This window comes from Sphingorhabdus sp. (genome assembly GCF_044374345.1).
Taxonomy (GTDB): Bacteria; Pseudomonadota; Alphaproteobacteria; order Sphingomonadales; family Sphingomonadaceae; genus Sphingorhabdus_B.
On sequence record NZ_JBILOS010000013.1, the window covers coordinates 1 to 20,676 of the forward strand.

At 55.3% G+C, this 20,676-nt stretch carries 20 protein-coding genes; 14 read left to right on the forward strand and 6 right to left on the reverse strand.

The window, feature by feature from the left end; translation table 11 throughout:
* Positions 1-67: 67 nt before the first annotated feature.
* Positions 68-1,432: a 30S ribosomal protein S12 methylthiotransferase RimO gene (rimO, locus tag ACIQ5B_RS02415; protein ID WP_397597649.1), complete on the forward strand. Its 1,365-nt coding sequence runs from the start codon at positions 68-70 to the stop codon at positions 1,430-1,432.
* A gap of 45 nt (positions 1,433-1,477) precedes the next feature.
* Here the strand turns inward: rimO and ACIQ5B_RS02420 are convergent, their stop codons facing one another.
* Together ACIQ5B_RS02420 and ACIQ5B_RS02425 are read right to left on the reverse strand one after the other, a co-directional pair.
* Positions 1,478-2,287: a DUF1295 domain-containing protein gene (locus ACIQ5B_RS02420; RefSeq protein WP_397597624.1), complete on the reverse strand. Its 810-nt coding sequence runs from the start codon at positions 2,285-2,287 to the stop codon at positions 1,478-1,480.
* Positions 2,284-2,889, reverse strand: coding sequence for a lysophospholipid acyltransferase family protein (locus ACIQ5B_RS02425; RefSeq protein ID WP_397597625.1), 606 nt, complete (start codon positions 2,887-2,889; stop codon positions 2,284-2,286). The genes ACIQ5B_RS02420 and ACIQ5B_RS02425 overlap by 4 nt, the downstream gene beginning before the upstream one ends.
* A gap of 120 nt (positions 2,890-3,009) precedes the next feature.
* Between ACIQ5B_RS02425 and ACIQ5B_RS02430 the strand changes: the two genes are divergently transcribed.
* The gene (locus ACIQ5B_RS02430; RefSeq protein WP_397597626.1) at positions 3,010-4,149 is read left to right on the forward strand and encodes a beta-ketoacyl-ACP synthase III; all 1,140 of its coding nucleotides are present in this window, start codon (positions 3,010-3,012) and stop codon (positions 4,147-4,149) included.
* 160 nt (positions 4,150-4,309) lie between these two features.
* Here ACIQ5B_RS02430 and ACIQ5B_RS02435 read toward each other — a convergent pair whose 3' ends face one another.
* Entirely contained in the window at positions 4,310-4,486 is a 177-nt protein-coding gene (locus tag ACIQ5B_RS02435; protein WP_395635950.1) for a PspC domain-containing protein, read from the reverse strand.
* Between the two features lie 380 nt (positions 4,487-4,866).
* On the opposite strand from ACIQ5B_RS02435, the gene recF reads away from it, so the two are divergent.
* Entirely contained in the window at positions 4,867-5,925 is a 1,059-nt protein-coding gene (gene recF / locus ACIQ5B_RS02440; protein ID WP_397597627.1) for a DNA replication/repair protein RecF, read from the forward strand.
* Positions 5,926-5,930: 5 nt separating this feature from the next.
* On the opposite strand, the gene clpA is transcribed toward recF, so the two are convergent.
* Together clpA and ACIQ5B_RS02450 are read right to left on the reverse strand one after the other, a co-directional pair.
* Positions 5,931-8,273: an ATP-dependent Clp protease ATP-binding subunit ClpA gene (gene clpA, locus ACIQ5B_RS02445; protein ID WP_183940103.1), complete on the reverse strand. Its 2,343-nt coding sequence runs from the start codon at positions 8,271-8,273 to the stop codon at positions 5,931-5,933.
* Positions 8,274-8,415: 142 nt separating this feature from the next.
* Complete coding sequence (locus tag ACIQ5B_RS02450; RefSeq protein WP_397597628.1) at positions 8,416-8,613, reverse strand: DUF1192 domain-containing protein; 198 nt, start codon at positions 8,611-8,613, stop codon at positions 8,416-8,418.
* Between the two features lie 84 nt (positions 8,614-8,697).
* Between ACIQ5B_RS02450 and ACIQ5B_RS02455 the strand changes: the two genes are divergently transcribed.
* Entirely contained in the window at positions 8,698-9,696 is a 999-nt protein-coding gene (locus tag ACIQ5B_RS02455) for an NAD(P)H-quinone oxidoreductase (RefSeq protein WP_397597629.1), read from the forward strand.
* 9 nt (positions 9,697-9,705) lie between these two features.
* On the opposite strand, the gene ACIQ5B_RS02460 is transcribed toward ACIQ5B_RS02455, so the two are convergent.
* Positions 9,706-10,671, reverse strand: a complete 966-nt coding sequence (locus tag ACIQ5B_RS02460) for an alpha/beta fold hydrolase (protein WP_397597630.1) — start codon at positions 10,669-10,671, stop codon at positions 9,706-9,708.
* Between the two features lie 159 nt (positions 10,672-10,830).
* On the opposite strand from ACIQ5B_RS02460, the gene ACIQ5B_RS02465 reads away from it, so the two are divergent.
* From ACIQ5B_RS02465 to ACIQ5B_RS02510, 10 genes are all read left to right on the forward strand, one after another.
* Positions 10,831-11,532, forward strand: coding sequence for a DUF1013 domain-containing protein (locus tag ACIQ5B_RS02465; protein ID WP_397597631.1), 702 nt, complete (start codon positions 10,831-10,833; stop codon positions 11,530-11,532).
* 49 nt (positions 11,533-11,581) lie between these two features.
* Positions 11,582-12,682, forward strand: coding sequence for an MBL fold metallo-hydrolase (locus ACIQ5B_RS02470; RefSeq protein ID WP_397597632.1), 1,101 nt, complete (start codon positions 11,582-11,584; stop codon positions 12,680-12,682).
* A gap of 7 nt (positions 12,683-12,689) precedes the next feature.
* Positions 12,690-14,372 (forward strand): AMP-binding protein, encoded by a 1,683-nt coding sequence (locus tag ACIQ5B_RS02475; protein WP_397597650.1) that lies wholly within the window; start codon positions 12,690-12,692, stop codon positions 14,370-14,372.
* Positions 14,373-14,384: 12 nt separating this feature from the next.
* Positions 14,385-15,494, forward strand: coding sequence for a DNA polymerase IV (gene dinB, locus ACIQ5B_RS02480; protein WP_397597633.1), 1,110 nt, complete (start codon positions 14,385-14,387; stop codon positions 15,492-15,494).
* 54 nt (positions 15,495-15,548) lie between these two features.
* Positions 15,549-16,193, forward strand: coding sequence for a TetR/AcrR family transcriptional regulator (locus tag ACIQ5B_RS02485; protein ID WP_397597634.1), 645 nt, complete (start codon positions 15,549-15,551; stop codon positions 16,191-16,193).
* 122 nt (positions 16,194-16,315) lie between these two features.
* On the forward strand, positions 16,316-16,729 hold the full coding sequence (locus tag ACIQ5B_RS02490; protein WP_397597635.1) for a DUF1330 domain-containing protein: 414 nt from the start codon (positions 16,316-16,318) through the stop codon (positions 16,727-16,729).
* A 4-nt stretch (positions 16,730-16,733) separates the two neighbouring features.
* Positions 16,734-17,675 carry an NAD(P)H-dependent flavin oxidoreductase gene (locus tag ACIQ5B_RS02495; RefSeq protein WP_395628817.1) on the forward strand — a complete coding sequence of 314 codons (942 nt, stop codon included), beginning with the start codon at positions 16,734-16,736 and terminating at the stop codon, positions 17,673-17,675.
* Between the two features lie 8 nt (positions 17,676-17,683).
* Positions 17,684-18,079 (forward strand): ribose-phosphate pyrophosphokinase, encoded by a 396-nt coding sequence (locus tag ACIQ5B_RS02500; RefSeq protein ID WP_397597636.1) that lies wholly within the window; start codon positions 17,684-17,686, stop codon positions 18,077-18,079.
* A complete protein-coding gene (locus ACIQ5B_RS02505; protein ID WP_397597637.1) occupies positions 18,076-19,407 on the forward strand; it encodes a phosphotransferase family protein in 1,332 nt (443 codons plus the stop codon). Before ACIQ5B_RS02500 ends, ACIQ5B_RS02505 begins: the two co-directional genes overlap by 4 nt.
* On the forward strand, positions 19,407-20,672 hold the full coding sequence (locus ACIQ5B_RS02510; RefSeq protein WP_397597638.1) for an acyl-CoA dehydrogenase family protein: 1,266 nt from the start codon (positions 19,407-19,409) through the stop codon (positions 20,670-20,672). Before ACIQ5B_RS02505 ends, ACIQ5B_RS02510 begins: the two co-directional genes overlap by 1 nt.
* Positions 20,673-20,676 lie beyond the last annotated feature (4 nt).

Genomic DNA, 20,676 nt, shown 5'->3' on the forward strand with positions numbered 1-20,676 from the left:
TGATGCACAGCGCAAATCCATACTGCCCGTGACAAGCCTGCCGAAACCCGCTATGCGGCCCGCCATCATGGCAACTCAAATCAAAGCAGCGCCGAAGGTCGGCATGGTATCACTTGGCTGTCCCAAGGCGCTGGTCGATAGCGAACGGATCCTCACAAAGCTGCGCGCCGATGGCTATGGCCTGTCGCCTGATTATGCCGGCGCTGACGTTGTGCTGGTCAATACCTGTGGCTTTCTGGACTCCGCAAAGGAAGAGAGCCTTGAGGCCATTGGAGAGGCGATAGCGGAAAACGGCCGCGTGATTGTCACAGGCTGCATGGGTAATGAAGCCGACGTCATCCGCGCGCGCTTCCCTGATGTGCTCGCGATCACGGGTGCGCATCAATATGAAGCCGTCGTTTCGGCGGTTCATGAAGCTGCGCCGCCTACACGCGGTGCATTTGTGGATCTGGTGCCCGAAGGCGGCTTGAAGCTGACGCCGCGCCATTATAGCTATTTGAAGATTTCCGAAGGGTGCAACCACAGCTGCGCCTTCTGCATCATTCCGTCGTTGCGCGGAAAGCTTGCGAGCCGCCGTATTGACGCGGTGTTGCGTGAGGCAGAGAAGCTGGTCGCCGCGGGCACCAAAGAGCTTTTGGTTATTTCGCAAGACACGTCTGCTTATGGCGTTGATACGCGGCACGAACCTCGCGATTGGAAGGGACGTCAGGTGCGCGCGCATATGACTGACCTCGCCCGCGAATTGGGCAGCTTGCGGACGAGCGAAGGCCTCGCGCCTTGGGTACGGCTGCATTATGTCTATCCTTACCCGCATGTTGATGACGTTATTCCGTTGATGGCCGAAGGTTATTTGACGCCATATCTTGATATCCCGTTTCAACATGCCGCGCCGAATGTCCTAAAAGCCATGAAGCGCCCCGCCAATGAAGCGAAGGTGCTGGAGCGCATCCGCAATTGGCGCAGCATCGCGCCCGATATCGCTATCCGGTCAAGCTTTGTGGTCGGATTTCCGGGCGAAACCGATGCGGATTTCCAATATCTGCTCGACTGGTTGGACGAAGCGCAGCTGGACCGGGTCGGGGCTTTCCGTTTCGAACCGGTTGAAGGTGCGCAAGCGAACGATCTGCCAAACCCTGTTCCTGAAGAGGTGAAGGAAGAGCGGTTCCAGCGGATTATGGAAAAGACGGCGGCGATTAGCGCGGCCAAGCTTGCCGCAAAGGTTGGACGCAATATCCCCGTCATTATCGACGAGATTGGGGATGCCGATGAAGATGGCAGTGTTGGTGCGACCGGACGGTCGCAAGCCGATGCGCCGGAGATCGATGGCCATGTCTATCTGCGTGACGTTCCACCTAGCTTAAAGGCGGGGGACATTGTGCAGGTCGACATCGAAGACGCCGACGAGCACGACCTGTTTGGCGTTGTCGCCTGATTCAGGGCATTTGAATGAGCGTAACCCGCGCCCGCCTTTAACGGCTTAGCGCGACTTTGGCGGCAGCGGGAAAAAGCCAGAGGTCCGCGCGACATATTCCGCATAGCCTGGCCGCGTTTTCTTCATGCCATATTCTAGCATCGGCTTGCCCGACCAGCGCGTGAGCGTGAAGGTCAGGAATATCGGGCCAATGATGCTGATCCAACCCGGCAGGCCAGTCTCGCACGCGACGAGCCAGATCCCCCACCATGTGCAGGCATCGCCGAAGTAATTGGGGTGGCGGGTATAGCGCCATAGGCCCGTGTCGAGCACCTTGCCTTTGTTGGCTGGGTCGGCCCGGAATGCGTTGAGCTGCGCATCACCAATGGTTTCAAACAATATGCCGATGATAGCAATAATCGCGCCGGCAAATGCAAGCGGACCTAATGCTGTGTTCGCGCCATCGCTGTATGCGATGCCAAGCTGTGCGGGCAGGCAGGTGATGAACAGCAATGGGGCTTGGGTCAGAAAAACTGACCGCAGCGACGTTTTGCTCCAGCTCCAGCCCTTTTTCTCCATCACACTGCGCATGATTTTTTCATAACGCGGATCTTCGCCATGCGCGCGCCAACGTGTCCACAAATGCAGCGAAAGCCGCAGCCCCCACAATGTCGTCAAGCCAAGCAGCACATGCGAAAGCGCGCCCGGTGCATCGGATTGCGTCCAGCTTGCCCACGCGAGCAGCACCATTCCGAACGCCCAAAATGCGTCAATGAACGAAACATCGCGGATCTTGACCGAATACGCCCAGAGCAGGAGGATGACTGCAAGCAGGGCAGTCGCGTTGATTGCAAGTGTTTGACCAATAGCTGTCATGTTTCATCCTTTGCAAAAATGCCGGTCATCCCTTTCGCAGGGTATTTCGGCACGACAGAAGCATAAATTTCGGCGACCTTTTTCATGTCAGCCTTATAATCACCCGTGGGCCAAATCTCTGGCCCTAGGCCACCGGATTTTGACTGATAATCCATCATGCCAACGACCAGCGGCACGCCGGCACCCATGGCGATATGGTAAAAACCCGTTTTCCACGCTTTGACGTTGCCCCGTGTGCCCTCAGGGGCAATAGTGAGCATGAATTCTTTTCTGCGGCCGAATTCGTCAATCATCTGCTGAACATAATTTTTGTTCGACGAGCGGTCCACCGGGACGCCACCCATGTCCAGCATGAAGTTCGTAAATGGCCAACGGAAGAGAGAAGATTTTCCCATGAAATGCGGCATTATTCCAAGGTCATTTGTTAGCCCCAGAAAATACACAAAATCCCAGTTGCTGGTGTGTGGCGCCGCAATCAGCACGAATTTACGCGATTCGGGTACGACGCCATGGGCATGCCATCCGCCGCGTTTGTATATTCCGACCAATACCCGCCTGACCAGCCGGGACAACCAGCTAGGCTGACGTTCCTTCAAAGACATATTTTGTCTTCCTCCCCCATTGCCTCCATAACTGCGTTACAAAGCTTTTCAAACGTCTTGTTTCATAAATACGCAAGCGCTAGGCACGCGGACGTAACTATAAAACAAGCGGGAAAAAACATGTCGCATTCAGCGCACGGCGCCATACCGGTCATTTCAGCCACTGGATTATTCACGCCAACCGATACCATCAGCAATGCGGAGCTTGTTGCCAGCTTTAACGCTTATGCCGATCGGTATAATGCAGCGCATCCCGATGCAGAGCCACTGACGCACAGCTCGGTTGAGTTTGTGGAAAAGGCCAGCGGCATAAAGTCGCGCCATGTCATGGACAAAACCGCGATATTAGATCCGGACATTATGGAGCCGCGATACGCAGAGCGTCCGAATGACCAGATTTCGCTTATGGCGGAAATCGGTGTGGCGGCATGCCGGGACGCATTGGCCAACGCTGGCCGGGACATTGCCGACGTCGATGCAGTTTTGTGCGCCGCGTCCAACATGCAGCGTGCCTATCCTGCGATGGCGGTCGAAATTCAGCATGAATTGGGTATGCAGCGCGGTTTCGGCTTTGATATGAATGTGGCGTGTTCTTCGGCCACCTTTGGCATCCAGACGGCTGCCGACTATATCCGCAGCGGCAACGCACGTTCTGTATTGGTCGTAAATCCCGAAATCACGTCCGGCCATCTGAACTGGCGCGATCGGGACAGTCACTTTATTTTTGGTGACGTGGCAACCGCCATTTTGGTTGAAGCGAAGGACTTGGCGCCAGCACAGCATTGGGAAATTTTGGGGACGCGTTTGAAAACCCAGTTCTCAAACAATATCCGCAACAACTTCGGATTTCTAAATCGTGCGGATGGCAATGGCCCTGTCGATCAAAGCGGGCCGCGCAACGACAAATTGTTCGTCCAAGAAGGCCGAAAGGTTTTCAAGGAAGTCGTGCCTATGGTTGGGCAAATGATCCTTGAGCACGCAGAAAGCCTGGGCCTGTCGGGGTCAGATTTGCGCCGCTTGTGGCTGCATCAGGCCAATACCGGGATGAACCGGCTTATCGCGCAAAAGGTGCTCGGGCATGAAGCCGTTGAGGACGAGAGCCCAACTGTTCTCGACACATATGCCAACACCTCAAGCGCTGGTTCCATAATCGCATTCCACAAGCATAATCAGGATCTGAAAGCAGGTGACCTTGGTCTCATCTGTTCATTTGGGGCTGGATATTCGGCGGGGTCGGTTTTTGTGCGCAAGGTTGGCTAGGTCCGACAACGCCCGCCGTGTTCGCAGACGCTTGCCGTGATGGAGACGCCGTTACGCGTAAATGCGCGGTGTTCATGTCCACGGCTGTCAAAAACGTCCCCGGCCATCGGTGGCTCCTGATCTCCGGATCCTCCGATAGACGGTAGCGAAATAATCAAATTTAGTCGAGTATCATCGCCAGCAGGATGTAGATCAGGACGGGCGAGCCAAAGCCAACCACGGTCGCGACCGCAAAAATTAGGCGAATGATCATCGCGTCTATGCCGGACCAGTTGGCCAATCCGGCGCATACGCCGAGAATTTTCTTATTGGTTTTGTCCAATGTTAAACGTGCCATGTCTTCACTCCCTTGTTTTGAACTGTGTTAATCTGTTTAGGCAACGATAGCTGCAGCAGGCGCTAAGGCTGGTGCAATGCTGATGCCGATGGTGATGACCGCGCAAAGTACAGCGGCAAAGGCTGAAAGGATTTGGGTGCGTGCATATTGTGTCATGTGACGTTCCTGTAAAATCTACCGGACTATTCCGGCCATGCGGGATAATTTGCACAGGTTGTGCCAAATTAGATATTTTTCATAAAATCATATAGTTAGGTCTGTTCTTGGTAACGAGCGGGCGTGAAACAATTTCATATGTTGGGAAAAAATACCAATATTTGGTTTGGCGATTTTCCGACAAGCAGCTTGACCGGAACAGGCCACTATAGCAGGCACGTTATATGGTCCTGTCCCGCCTGTCCTTGAATGATTTTCGCAACCATGCCGCGCTTGAGATCCGTCCCAATGCGCAGTTCATTGCGCTTCATGGCTCAAATGGTGCGGGCAAAACGAACATCCTGGAGGCCGTTTCGCTGTTGGTTCCGGGGCGCGGCCTTCGCCGCGCTGCGATGTCGGATATGGTCCGCGCTGGCGGTGGCGGGGGATTTGCCATCGTCGCTGAAGTGTCGGGGAATGTCATTGGAACGGGCGTGAGCGCGCAGCAGCCTGAGCGCCGCAAAGTCCGCGTGAACGAAAGCAACGCGTCCATTAACAGCCTTGCGGAATGGCTTTCGGTTATTTGGCTTACGCCCGCGATGGACCGCCTGTTTGCCGATGGTTCAGCCGCGCGTCGTCGGTTTCTGGACCGCCTTGTGCTGGCACTCAGTCCTCAGCATGCCCGTCACAGCAGCCGCTATGAAAAGGCCATGCAGCAACGCAACAAGCTGTTGTCCGGAACGGTGCCCGCTGACCCACTTTGGTTGGACGCAATCGAACAGCAGATGGCCGACAGTGCTTACGCCATTCAAGCTGCGCGTACCGGCTTGGTTGATGCCTTGCGCGACCAATTGCAAAGCGCGCCTTCGGGGCCGTTCGCGGTTCCGCTGATCAGCCTTGTCGATAAGGCCGGTCCAGCAGAGGGGGATCTGGCCGCGATCTGGCGTCAGGGCCGCAGCCGTGATGCCGCCGCCGGGCGCACCTTGGTTGGTCCACATCGCGCGGACCTTAACGTCATACATAAGGATTCCGGCCAAATGGCGGAGCAGTGTTCGACCGGCGAACAAAAAGCGTTGCTGCTATCGCTCATCCTCGCGCATGCCGCCCTTGTGTCCGCGCAGCGTCAGGCACCGCCAATCCTGCTTCTGGATGAAGTTGCAGCGCATCTCGATCCGTCAAGACGCGCTGCATTGTTTGCGTTACTGGCCGAAACTGGCGCGCAGGTCTGGATGACCGGAACCGAGCCCGAATTATTTAACGGTATAGGGCCTTCTGCCCAACTGCTACCAGTCGGGCAGAATTAGGCGCATCAATCGGCCTTGCTGGCCTTTTTCACGACCTTTTTCTTCGGTGCCTTAGGCTTTGTAGCCTTGGGTGCAGCGGGCGTTACTTCAAAACTTGGTGCGCCGTCCTTCATATGCACAGCCACTTCGCCGCCATGCACGAGTTTTCCAAACAGAAGCTCTTCCGCAAGCGGCTGCTTGATTTTCTCTTGGATCAGGCGTCCCATTGGCCGTGCGCCATATAGCTTGTCATAGCCACGTTCGGTGAGCCATGCGCGCGCTTCGTCGTCCAGTTTGATGTGCACATTCTGGTCGGCAAGTTGCAATTCAAGCTGCAGAATGAACTTGTCGACAACGCGCGCTACAACGTCCGTTGGCAGATAGCCAAATGGCACGGTTGCATCCAGACGGTTGCGGAATTCCGGCGCAAACATTTTTTTGACGGCTTCGTCGCCAGCATCTTCCTTGCTGATGTTGTTGCCGAAACCAATGCCTTCTTTGGCCATGTCGCTGGCACCCGCGTTGGTTGTCATAATCAAAATGACGTTCCGGAAATCAACGGTCTTGCCATGATGATCGGTCAGACGGCCATTATCCATGACCTGAAGCAGGATGTTGAACAGGTCAGGATGCGCTTTTTCGATTTCGTCGAGCAACAATACGCTGTGCGGGCTTTGGTCGACGGCATCGGTCAGCAAACCACCTTGGTCAAAACCGACATAGCCCGGAGGCGCACCGATCAGGCGGCTGACGCTGTGGCGCTCCATATATTCGGACATGTCGAAGCGCTTAAGCGGAATGCCAAGAATGGAGGCGAGCTGACGCGCGACTTCGGTCTTGCCGACGCCCGTGGGGCCGCTGAACAAATAGCTGCCGATGGGCTTTTCGGTGTCACGCAAGCCAGCACGGCTGAGCTTGATGGCGCTGGCCAGCACCTCAATCGCTTTGTCCTGTCCGAACACAACGCGCTTCAGGTCGGCCTCAAGCGTGCCGAGGGCAGTCTTGTCGTCGCTGGACACCTGCTTTGGCGGGATGCGGGCGATGGTGGCGATAACAGCCTCAATCTCGCGGGCAGTGATGAGCTTCCGGCGCTTTGATGGTGCAACCAGCATTTGCATCGCGCCAACCTCGTCAATGACGTCGATGGCCTTATCGGGCTGCTTGCGGTCATTGATATAGCGCGATGACAGTTCAACCGCTGCCTTAATGGCCTCTGGCGTGTACTTCACCTTATGATGCTCTTCGAATGCAGACCGCAGGCCAGCGAGGATTTTGATCGTATCCTCAATGCTTGGTTCGTTGACGTCAATCTTCTGGAACCGGCGCAGCAAGGCGCGGTCTTTTTCGAAATGGTTGCGGAATTCCTTATACGTCGTCGAACCGATGCAGCGAATGGTGCCGCCGGACAAAGCTGGCTTCAGCAAGTTGGACGCATCCATCGCGCCGCCGCTGGTTGCGCCCGCGCCGATAACAGTATGGATTTCGTCAATAAACAATATCGCGTCGGGCAGCTTTTCGAGTTCGGACACCACAGCCTTTAGCCGTTCTTCGAAATCACCACGGTAGCGGGTGCCGGCCAAAAGCGCGCCCATATCGAGTGAATAAATCACCGCGGGCAACAATACTTCTGGAACCTGTTTTTCAACGATACGCCGCGCAAGACCTTCGGCGATGGCCGTTTTGCCGACGCCGGGTTCGCCGACATATAATGGGTTGTTTTTCGACCGGCGGCACAAAATCTGCACGGTGCGATCAACCTCAGCCGCACGGCCGATCAGCGGATCAATGCGGCCTTGCTTGGCTTTTTCGTTCAGATTGACGGTGAACTGATCAAGCGCACCCTCTTTCTTGTCCTTCTTTGCCTTTGTATCTTCGGGCTCTTCGCCCTTTTGCTCAGAACCAGTAACTGGGCGCGGCTCGGCAAGTTTGCCGTCCTTGCCAATGCCGTGGCTGATATAGGAAACCGCGTCGAGGCGGCTCATATCCTGCTGCTGCAGGAAATAGACGGCGTAGCTTTCGCGTTCGGAGAACAGGGCCACCAAAACATTCGCGCCCGTCACGACATCTTTGCCCGAGCTTTGCACGTGCAATATCGCGCGCTGAACGACGCGTTGGAAACCGCTGGTGGGGGAGGGGTCTACCTTGCCTTCGACCCGCAAGCTCTCCAGTTCGGTGTCGAGATAGGTGATGATGATGTCAGACAGCTCGCCCAGGTCGACGCCGCATGCCTGCATGACCTTTGCCGCATCTGCATCATCGATGAGCGCGAGCAGCAAATGTTCAAGCGTCGCATATTCATGCGCACGGTCGCCTGCGTGTTTCAGTGCGTTGTGAAGCGTTGCTTCCAGCGACTCCGCAAATGATGGCATGTTATCGTCTCCCTTAAATGAGTCGCTGTCGCTTGAACTCTATATCGGCGCGGCCTTCTTTGCTTTCAAGCAACATGAGTCAGATAACGGTTTTCATCCCCAGTTTCTTAATCGTGTGGGACCGGTTCGCGCCATCTGCTGCTTATTTTTTGAACAAAGCGTCGGCAACACTGCGATGTTTGCTGGCAAAGGCTATCTTACCCTCACAGCGCATAATTTCTGCCTTCAATGCAGCGATGCGGGTTTCAAGTTCTGCAACAGAAAGGGAATCAATATCTTGCTTAACAAGAGTATTGAGCGGGTCGTCCCGGCGTAACGGTAGATTGTCGTCGATTTCCATGGTTTATATTTTACCCATGAGCTGTTGCTGTCAATATGATGCTTCCCTAAAAGGCATCTCAATTGACATGGGGATGCAATACACATGGAAAAACTGCCTGAATTGATGACGGCGATCGAAATTTCGACGCCGGGTGGCCCTGAAGTATTGATCGCGGCAGAGCGGCCAGTGCCAAGCCCTGGCGATGGTGAGCTGCTTTTGAAGGTTGCCTTTGCCGGCGTAAACAGACCCGATGTCATTCAACGCAAGGGTCTATATCCGCCGCCGCCAGGCGCGAGCGATCTGCCCGGGCTGGAAGTATCGGGCATTGTTGTTTCGGTCGGTGCGGGCGTGTCCCGCGAATTATTGGGCACGCGCCAATGTGCGTTGGTATCGGGCGGCGGATATGCCGAATATTGCATCGCCCGCGCCGACGTTTGCTTGCCCGTTCCAGCGGGCATGGAAATGGCGCAAGCCGCGGCATTGCCTGAAACGCTGTTCACCGTGTGGCACAATGTGTTTGAACGCGGCTACGCGGCGTCCGGCGAAACGGTCCTCATCCATGGCGGCACAAGCGGCATTGGAACCATGGCGATCAAATTGGGCAAATTGTTTGATCTCAATGTCATTGTGACCTGCGGGTCGGACGAAAAATGCGCCGCCGCAAAGGCAATCGGCGCGGATCATGCCATAAATTACAACAGCACAGATTTTGTCGCTGAAGTAAAAACGATTACCAACGGCGCGGGCGTGCATCTTGTCCTCGACATGGTCGCAGGCGGTTATGTTGCGCGCAATCTTCAGTGCCTGCGCGAAGATGGCCGTCATGTGACCATTGCCGTTCAAGGTGGGATGACCGCTGAGCTCAATATGGCCTATATCATGTCCCGCCGGTTGATGCTGACCGGATCAACGTTACGCCCGCGCACAAAAGAGTTTAAGGCTTTGCTGGCGCAGGAAATATCAACAACCGTTTGGCCAATGGTATGCGATGGCGCGTTGCGGCCCGAAATGGACCGTATATTTCCCTTGGCCGATGCTGCTGGCGCGCACGCCTATATGGAATCCGGCGCGCATGTCGGCAAAATTCTGCTCGAAGTTTAGGTCCTGACTCTAAGCGGCTGGTGGCGGTAAGCCATCCAGCCATGCTTTTACATCGGCAGCGCTCTTCTCCGGAATTTCTTCCATGGGGATGTGGCCGACGCCGGGATAAATAATCAGCTTGGATTGCGGCAAGGCGTCTGCGAACCACCGCGCAGCACTTACGGGGATGAGGTTATCCTCTTCTCCCCACATGATCATCGCAGGCACCTTGATGGCCGCCAGCTTCTCTGTGTTGCCACCGCGCATGTTTTGCACGTTGGCAAAGCGCTTCATGGTTGCTTCGCGGTTGCCAGGATAGCGGTTAAGCTCCCAATAGCGGTCGACAAGCTTTGCGTCGATTTTCGATTGAACGCTCATCGATGTTTTGACGCTGGATTCAAAAATGCTGCGTGGGGCAATAAAGCGCGCGGCCTCTTTGATAACCGGCATCCGCATCAAACGGAAACCGATTGGTATATTGCCAGATTTGGCCGAAGGCTGCCCGCTGGCATCCACCAGCAACATCGCTTCGACCTTTTCGGGGTGCGTGAGTGTGTACATCCATGTGACGCCGCCACCCATTGAGTTGCCGCCGATTATGGCCTTTTTGACATTAAGCCGCATCAGCAATCTGTCGACGACCCCGACATACGTCGCGCTGTCATAGGTACCGGATGGATTTTGCCCGGTAAGACCATGGCCGGGAAGGTCCATCGAAATGATACGATATTCCTTGCCCAATATCTGGACCCATGGCTCCCACGTATGCAGCGACGCGTTCGATCCGTGGATGAGGACAAGAACACGGCCGTCCCGATTGCCTTCATCGCGATAATGAACGCGCAGTCCGGGTTCCAGTTCAGCAAAGCGCGATGCGCTGCTGCTATATTTGGTTTCCATCGCTGCAGCATCGGTATCGGGCGCATATCCCCAGATAAAGACCGCGGCCACCGCGATCACGAGCACAATAACGAGCCATTTGATAAGACGTTTCATTTCTTTCCCCAATCCGTTGCTGGATTGCATGCCAGACGGGCAATGTGCAAGCCCCCACGCGCATTGCCGCTTGCCGATGCGGCAAAGTTCGCCTAATGCGCTGTTCAAGATTTTCAGGCCGCTCCGTAAGGGGCGGCCCTTATTATTGGAGCAAAAGACATGGCCACCCCTTTGATGCCACATGCGACTGCCGCTTGGTTGGTCGACAATACTGGTTTGAGCTTCTCGCAAATTGCCGAGTTCTGCGGCATCCATATTCTTGAAGTTCAGGCTATGGCCGATGACATGACTGGCTCGAAATACACCGGTCGTGACCCAGTGCACGCTGGCGAATTGTCGATGGAAGAAATCGAAAAGGGTCAGGCAGATGAAGACTATGTCCTTCAAATGTCCAAGGGCCCGGATCAGGTGCGCCGCACAAAGGGACCGCGCTACACGCCAGTTTCGAAGCGTCAGGATAAGCCAGACGGCATTGCATGGCTGTTGCGCAATCATCCGGAAATTTCCGATGGCGCCATCTGCAAGTTGATCGGAACGACGCGCAACACTATTGCCGCCATTCGCGATCGCAGCCACTGGAACATTGCTGAAATCCAGCCAAAGGATCCCGTCACGCTTGGTTTGACGTCGCAACGCGAACTTGATGCCATCGTCAATCGTGCCGCCAAAAAGGCAGGCATTGATAACACTGCGGCAAATGATGCGCGCCTTGGCTCGGATCGTGAGGCTCTGATCGAAGAATTGCGCGCAGAACGTACCGAAGCGGCACGCCGCGCGGAAGCAGCTCTCAACGGTGAAGTAGAAACCACTGAAAAGGCAGAGCTGACAGCCGATACTTTGTTCAAAAAAGCGGGCGAATAAGCACGACGTCGTCATTGCCTTAATCGCTTGATTAAGGCACGGGTGGGCTATGGCTACCAAAGCACCCCCTGATTATGACGCGTCGCTTGCCGACCACGGATTTGAAGCAAAAGAATTTAAGGGGCTAACATACCCCTTGGGGGATCATGCCCCGGCTTATGGCGAAATCTACCCCATCGCGCCGGACATTGGCTGGACGCGTATGCCCGTGCCCGGCAATCTGGCGCATATCAACCTGTGGCTATTGGACGAGGGCGAGGCCGGCTATGCGCTCGTCGACACCGGCCTTTTCATGCCGCCGACCATTGAACAGTGGAAAGCGATGTTCGCAGGCAATTTGGCTGACCGCGAGCTCAAACGGATTTTCGTAACCCATTTCCACCCCGACCATGTTGGCTGCGCGGGATGGCTTTCCAACAAGTTCAAGGTCCCCGTCTGGATGAACCGGACCGAATGGTTGATGGCACGGATGCTCGTTGCAGATCAGGCGGATCAGCCGCCTGAAGATGTCTTAAACAACCGGCGTTTTGCGGGTTTTGACGAGGAACGCATCGAAGCGGTGCGCAAGCGCGGTTGGGGCGGATTTGCACGTGCTGTCTCGCGCCTACCGACGGGGCATGTCCGCATGGACGACGGACAAGTCATCCGCGTGGGGCAACGGGATTGGACCGTGATGACAGGCGGAGGACATACACCTGAACATGCCTGCCTTGTCGATTTCAACAATGGCATGATCATCGCGGGTGACCAGATTTTGCCGCGTATCACGTCAAATGTCTCTGTCATGGATAGTGAGCCCAATGCGGACCCGCTGGGTGAGTGGCTAGATTCCATTACAAAGTTTCGTGCGGCCTTGCCTGCGGATATGCTGGTCCTGCCCGCGCATGGGGAGCCGTTTACCGGGGTGCATGTCCGTTTGGATAAGCTGGCGTCCGGCCACCATGAACGGCTCGACAAGTTGGAAGCTGCCCTGCGGCAAACAGAAATGCGCGCCGTCGATACATTTGCATTGCTGTTCGACCGGGAAATTGATGAAACGGTTTACGGTTTGGCCACGGGTGAGGCGCAGGCGCATTTGCGCTACCTGCACTTTGCCGGTCGGATAAAATGTGAAATCCGCGATGGTGTTGGATGGTATCACGCGGCATAAAGGGCGCATGACCCAAAATATCTGGAACAGTCGTTACCTGCATCCTGTCAAATGGGACCAACATTTTGCGCCGTTGGCCTTGCACGATATGTTTTTCCAGTCCGCCGAACGGATGGGCCGTGCGGCAATCGCCGATTTCATGGGCCGTAAATATAGCTACGCCAATATGGCGGACACCGTCCGGCGCGTGGCGCGTGGTCTTCAGGATAAAGGTATTGGCAAGGGTGACCATGTCGGTCTCTTTCTGCCGAACGTCCCGCAATATATCGCGGCTTATTATGGCGCGCTTGCCGCCGGGGCGACCGTGGTTAACTTTTCGCCTTTATACACCGTTGATGAACTGGCGCATCAGGTGGCGGACAGCGGTACGTCTATTTTATTCACCGTTTCAGCTGCGGCATTGCTGCCGACCGCTATCAAGGTTCTGGACAATAGCAGCCTGAAGGAACTTATTGTCGGCAGCGTCGCCGAAGCATTGCCCAAGGCGAAAAGCTGGGCCTATCGGTTGCTGAAACGCAGCGATATTGCCGCAATACCCGACGACAGCAGAATTTCGCATTATGCGGCGCTGATCGCAAATGATGGCGATTATGCTGTCCAGCCTTGCGCGCCGGAACAAGACATTGCGCAGCTTCAATATACAGGCGGGACGACAGGCACGCCAAAGGGTGCGATGCTCAGCCACCAGAACATAACCGCGAACGCGCGGCAGATTAACATGCTTGATCCGCACAGCGTGGTGAACGAGCCCAATCGCCCCGCAGATGACCGTATTCTGGGTGTGTTGCCGTTTTTCCACGTATTTGCCAATGCAACCGTGCTCAATCGCACTGTCGCCAATGGCGGTGAGATTGTCATGCTGCCACGTTTCGAGGCGCGCGCTGCTTTGGCGGCCATTAACCGCACGAAGGTGACATCATTGCCCGGCGTGCCGACAATGTATCAGGCACTGCTCGACTGCCCCGATATTGCGAAAACCGATTTCACCAGCTTGCGCGCGTGTATCTCGGGTGGCGCACCTTTGGCGGCGGAACTGAAAGAGCGGTTCGAAAAGGTAACGGGTGCAGTCGTGATCGAAGGTTACGGGCTAACCGAAAGCTCAGGCGTTGTGTCGTGCAATCCGTATGAAGGTATCAACAAGATCGGCAGTATTGGCCAACCCGTTCCGGGCACCGATGTAAAATTGGTCGACAAGGAAGACCCGAGTAAGCCAGCGCCGGACGGTGAACCGGGCGAATTGGTGTTTTCAGGTCCGCAGACGATGTGCGGATATTGGAACCGCAAAGATGCGGATGCCGAGGTATTTCTGGGCAAATATTTGCGTACAGGCGACGTTGCGACCATCGACGAAGACGGCTTCATCCACATTGTTGACCGGTTGAAAGACATGATCGCGGTGGGCGGCTTCAAGGTATTCCCAAGTCAGGTCGAAGATGTCCTCTACAAGCATCCATCGGTCAAAGAGGCTTTGGTTATCGGCGTGCCGGATGCGTATCTTGGCGAAGTACCGCGCGCATTTGTGACGTTGCACGATGGCGCTACGGACGATGGTGCCGCATTGACGGCGTGGCTGAACCCGCGTCTTGGCAAGCATGAACGGGTTCAAGGTGTCACCATCCTTGACGTCCTGCCAAAAACCATGATCGGAAAGCTCGACCGCAAGGCATTGCGTTCGGCGGTTGGGCCGTAAGCATTCGGTTATATGGTTGCCGACACCGGAGAGATACGCAAAATCATCCATGTTGATATGGATGCGTTCTACGCCAGCGTAGAGCAGCGCGATAATCCCGAACTGCGCGGTAAGCCGGTCGCCGTCGGAGGATCGTCCAAACGCGGCGTTGTGGCCGCCGCAAGCTATGAAGCACGGGCATTTGGCGTGCGGTCGGCCATGCCTTCGGTGACCGCATTGCGGCAATGTCCGGACCTTATTTTCGTGAAGCCAAGGTTTGAGGCGTACAAGGCCGTGTCGCGTCACATTCGGGAGATATTTGCCCGGCACACCGATGTAATCCAGCCGCTATCTTTGGATGAGGCATATCTTGACGTTACGCACGATAAACAGGGCATTGGTTCGACGGTGAAAATTGCGAAAGCCATTCGCGCGGCCATTCGCGAAGAAACCGGACTGACCGCAAGCGCTGGCGTGAGCTACAATAAATTTATCGCAAAACTGGCAAGTGACCAGAATAAACCTGATGGCATGTGCGTGATATTGCCCGAACAGGGACCGGAATTTGTCGCAAGCTTACCGGTGCGGCGGTTCCACGGTGTGGGGCCACGCACGGCTGAAAAAATGGCCAAGTTGGGCGTGCACACGGGTGCAGACATTGCCCAAAAGGACGAGATTTGGCTGTCGCAGCATTTTGGCAGTTGGGGCGCTTATTTGTTTCATGCCGCGCGCGGGATCGACAACCGTCCCGTCAACGCCAATGCGGTGCGTAAATCCATTGGCGCTGAAAGCACCTATTTCGAAGATAAACGCAGCGAGGAAGAATTACGCGAAGCGTTAGACGATATTTTCGAGATCGTTTGGGATCGTATCGACCGTAATCAGGCCCAAGGGAAGACGCTGGTCTTAAAGGCGCGTTATTCCGATTTTCGCACCGTCACACGGTCGCGGACGGTTGGCAACATACTATCTGACCGTTCGGCAATCGCGACGCTGGGGCATGCGCTGTTGGACCAGATTTTGCCCGTCGAAATGGGTGTTCGCCTGCTTGGGCTGACATTGTCGGGACTTGTTGATCAAAATGAGATTGCAACAGCGCCAGCGATGCAAGGACAGTTCACATTTGATCACGTTGAAAAATGAAACAATCGGCGTTATATCATAAAACTGTTATGCAGTTATAATACAGGAAGCAGAATGGCGCGGCCACAAACTGATATAGAAGCCGGCAGAACTGCGTTGCTTGAAGTCGTCGATGACCTTGTTCGCAAACGCGGGTCGGTCGATATTTCCATGACGGATTTGGCCGCGGCGGCGGGTATGTCGCCGTCAAATCTGTATCGCTTTTTCGACAATAAGGAAGCGTTGTTAGAGGCTGTAGCCGAGCGTTTCTTCGCGGAAAAAATCCGTATCATGGTCGAAGTAACCGAGTCCGACTTGCCGGTTCGCGACAAAATGTACCAATATTTTGCCCGGCGCTACTTGGCCTCGGTCGAGCAGTATGAGGCCGAGCCCGAGCTGTTAAAAAGCTATCTGGAAATTGGTCAGCAGCATTTCGAAGTGGTCCGCGGGTACGTGGACCTTGGCGACCATTATCTTGCGATCATCGTGGCCGAAGCAATGGATCAAGGCTATTTCCAAGGGCTATCTATTGATGAGGCGGTGTCGCTCATCAACCAAATGCTGCATTGCTATACAAACCCCGACATACTTTTTTACATCGGAACGACGAAGCTTAGCGTTACGAAGTTGGCCGTGATTGTGGATGCCGTGTTTCAAGGGCTAGGTAAAAAGATGGCGACCCAATCGGCACCCGGTTCGCATATGAAAATCGTGTCTTAACCGCGCATATTGGCCGTCAAACTTATTGTCATCACGGCAATGTGGCGACCAGCACATATTCGCTTTTACAACATGCCTCCTGTGATTTAAGCAGATGATTAAATTAGGGGGAGCGAACAACGATGCGGGTAGAAAACGCCGTTTTTCCGGGCAGGGAGCAAATCACGTCCTTTTTCGGAGGGCCTGAAAATGGCCCCTTTGTGATGGTCAACCTTCTGAAATTTAAAGAGACCGCAGAATATGCCGATGGCAGCGACGCTGACCTCAGTGGCGCTAGGGCTTATGCCCGTTATGGCAAGGCTATTCAGGCATGTCTCGCCGCAGTCGATGGCAGGCAGATTTATGCCGGGCCTGTAACTGGCCTGATGATTGGCGAGGTTGAAGAGCTTTGGGACATGGTCGCGCTGGTCGAATATCCGTCGCTGGCGGCCATGCAGAAAATGATGTCCTCCCCGGAATATCGGGCGATTGAAGTTCATCGCAAAGCAGGCCTCGCCGGCCAACTCAACATCCGCACAAGCCAGATTGGACGCTGACATCATGAAACCGATTAAAAACCGCATCACCGAATTGCTTGGCGTTGAATATCCGATCATTCAGGCGCCCATGGGCTGGATCGCGCGGGCGCAACTGGCTTCGGCCGTTTCAAATGCCGGTGGACTTGGCATCATTGAAACGTCGTCCGGCCAATTGGAGGAAGTGCGCGCAGAGATTATCAAGATGCGCGAACTGACCGATAAGCCCTTTGGCGTGAACATTGCGCAAGCCTTTGTCCGCGATCCCGGTATCGTAGATTTCGTGGTCGATCAGGGCGTAAAATTCGTCACGACGTCGGCAGGCGACCCGAATAAATATTGCGGTCCGCTGAAGGCTGCGGGGCTAACCGTATTTCACGTTGTGCCGACTTTGGCCGGCGCGTTGAAGGCGATTGAGGCTGGTGTCGATGGCCTGGTCGTCGAAGGCGGCGAGGGCGGCGGGTTTAAAAATCCCAAAGATGTTGCACTCATGGTCCTTTTGCCGCTCATCCGGAGCAAGGTTGACGTGCCGATCGTCGCGGCTGGCGGAATGGTCTGCGGACGGACGATGGCGGCGGCTTTTGCGCTTGGCGCAGAAGCGGTGCAAATGGGCACGCGGATGGTCAGCGCGGCGGAATCCCCAGTTCATCAAAACTGGAAAGACGCGATCATCAACGCCAAGGAAACCGACACGCTATTCCTGAACCGGCACGGCCCGGGCCCTGCGTTGCGTGCGCTGCGTACCGACCGGACGGAAAAGCTGGATGTGACGCCTTCGGACAATATCATGGGTGAAATGCGCGGCGTGCTCGATTTGTATTTTGGCGGTGACATGGAAGCTGCGATCGCGCTGTCGGGACAAGTTGCTGGACGCATTGATACGGTGAAGCCTTCGAAACAAATCATCGATGAAGTCATGGAAGAATTCCACGACGTTATGAATAATATGCGCAACGACTATTTGTAGGAGCCGCTTTGGACCCTGTCCTTGAAGAATTTCTGAGCGATCCCGCGGCGGATGTTTCCGCGCTGCACGATGTTGCGCGGATTAAGGCAATTCTCGAGCAATGCGCGCGCGATGGCCGGGCAATCAGTTATTCTGAGTTGCTGCTGAACCTTGGTTTCCGGTTTACACGGCCAAAGATGCGCGCGGTGTGCAAGACGTTGGATAAGATTGACCAGATAACACTTGCCGAAGGGCGGCCCGCGCTTGCCGTGCTGGTGGTGCGCGAAGGCGACGGCCTGCCGGGGCAAGGGTGGTGGACCGGGCGCACCGACTATCAGGGCGAATGGACGGGGCCACAGGCGCAAGCCCATATCCGGCAGTTACAGAACGGGATATTTGCATATTGGCAGGGGCGTCCCGTTTGAGCGACGACATCGCCCTTTTGGTCACGGCCTTTGCGCGGCGGGCGTTCGGGGGAGCCGACGACGTTGAAAGCCTTGTCCGGCTGACAGGCGGCGCCAACATGGAAAGCTGGTCGTTTGATTATGCGGGGCAGGGATATGTGCTGCGGCGATCACCATCTGCGGACATGATGGCAGGCCGAACCTATGGCCATGACGTGGAGGCGGCTGTCGTTAGAGCAGCCTTTGCGGCGGGCGTGAAGGCGCCAGAAATAATGGGTGAGGTAAGCGCTGCTGATAATCTCGGAACCGGCTATGTGATGCGCCGTGTGGAGGCAGAGGTTAACCCAGTAAAAATCTTGCCGAACGCTCCGCCGGGATTGTTGCACGATTTCGCACGCGAACTCGCTGCAATCCATGCGGTGGGGGCTGATACGCTGCCTAAGCTTCCTGAAACCAGCGCGGAGAGCTTACTGGCCGAGTTGCGGGGACGGTTCATCACCTTTGGTGGCGATCGCCCAGTAATGGCGCTCGCGTTTAAATGGCTTGAGGACCATTTGCCTTCGCCGGTTCCCGCCGTCTTGCTGCATGGCGATTTTCGCATGGGCAATATCATGGTGGATACTGATGGACTCGCGGCTGTCCTCGACTGGGAATTGGCGCATCTGGGGGACCGACATCAGGACCTCGCCTTTGGCTGCATTAACAGCTGGCGGTTTGGATATATTGACCGACCCGCATTTGGCATTGGCCCGTTGGACGAATTTTTTGCCGCCTATGAAGGCGTGAGCGGTACATCGGTCGAACCAGAACGCTTCCGTTGGTGGCTTATCTATTCGACATTGTGGTGGGGCGTCTGCTGCCTGCAAATGGCCGATATCTGGCGCAGTGGTCTCGACGAAGGCTTAGAGCGTGCCGTCATTGGACGGCGGACTTCGGAAACCGAAATTGATTTGCTGATGCTATTGGAAGAGGATGCGCCGGAAGCCGAACGTAGCCCAATTACGCTGCCGTCGCCTGCAGCGCCTCGTCGGCTCGGGGAACCATCCGCAACAGAAATGCTGGAGGCGCTCGCGCGTTGGATTGAGACTGATATCAAACCACAGGCTAAGGGACGTGACCGTTTCATGGCTGCCGTCGCGGTGAACGCACTGGGCATGTTACAGCGCGAAGCGACTGCGCCATTACATGTGCATGATAAGTCGCTTTCCGATGCATTGTTGGCGGGCCGACAATCGCTCAATACCCCGGGGCTGCTGGCGCACTTAAAAGCGCAATCGCTCGCCAAGCTTGCGGCTGACCAACCCAAATATTCAGGCTTGGCCGCGGCCAGAAAAAAATGGACAATCTAATGCTCTTCGAAATTCCCACAGAGATTACCGACTATTTGGCCGAACTTGATGCGTTCATTGATCTGGAGATTAAACCGATTGAAGCGCGCGACGACAATATACGTTTCTTTGACCACCGCCGCGAAAATGCGCGGACCGATTGGGATAATGACGGGCATCCGCGTGCTGATTGGTGGGCATTGCTTGCCGAAATGCGGCAGGTGGCGGACAAGGCTGGGCATTATCGCTTTGCGATCCCGGAAGAATTTGGCGGGAGAAATGGTTCTAATCTGGCGATGGCGGTCATCCGGCATCATTTGGCCCATAAGGGCTTAGGGCTGCATAACGACCTGCAGAACGAAAGCAGCATTGTCGGCAATCTCGTGCAGGTTTTGATGCTGCGTGATTTTGGAACGCCGCAGCAAAAGGCCGCGTTTATTCCGCCGATGCTCGAGGGCAAAATGGGGTGGAGTTTCGGCCTGACCGAAGAAGATCATGGTTCTGACGCGACGCATATGGATACGCGCGCGGTGCCTGAAATGCGTGACGGCGTTGCTGGCTATCGCATAAATGGCAACAAGATGTGGACAACCGGACTGCCCTATACATCACATGTTATGACCTTCGCGCGCACCAGCGGTGAAGATGGCAAAGCGCGCGGTATTACCTGCTTCGTCGTGCCAACGGATGCGCCAGGATTTGAAATCGGCGAATATATGTGGACGTTCAATATGCCCACCGACCACCCGAAGGTTAAATATACCGATGTCTGGGTGCCGGAGAGCGCGATCCTAGGTGAATTGGACAATGGTCTGGCTGTTGCGCAGCATTTTGTGCACGAGAACCGCATTCGCCAAGCGGCAAGTTCGCTCGGCGCGGCCCAATATTGCATCGATGAAGCGGTGAAATATGCACGTGAGCGTAAGCCATTTGGCAAACCTCTTGCGGTAAATCAGGCTATTCAGTTCCCGTTGGTCGAACTGCAAACCGACGCGGAGATGCTGCGCCTGTTAATTTACAAAACCGCCGCCGAAATGGACAGCATGACCAAGCCTGAAGTCGCGGTGCGGTTATCGGACAAAGTCAGCATGTGTAATTACAAGGCAAACCGGTTGGTGTGCAACGCTGCGGATTTCGCGATGCAGGTGCATGGCGGGATTGGTTATTCACGCCATAAGCCGTTCGAGCATATCTACCGACACCATCGGCGCTACCGCATTACCGAAGGTGCAGAGGAGATCCAGATGCGCAAAGTGGCGGGACATTTATTCGGATTTATGGGGTGATGGT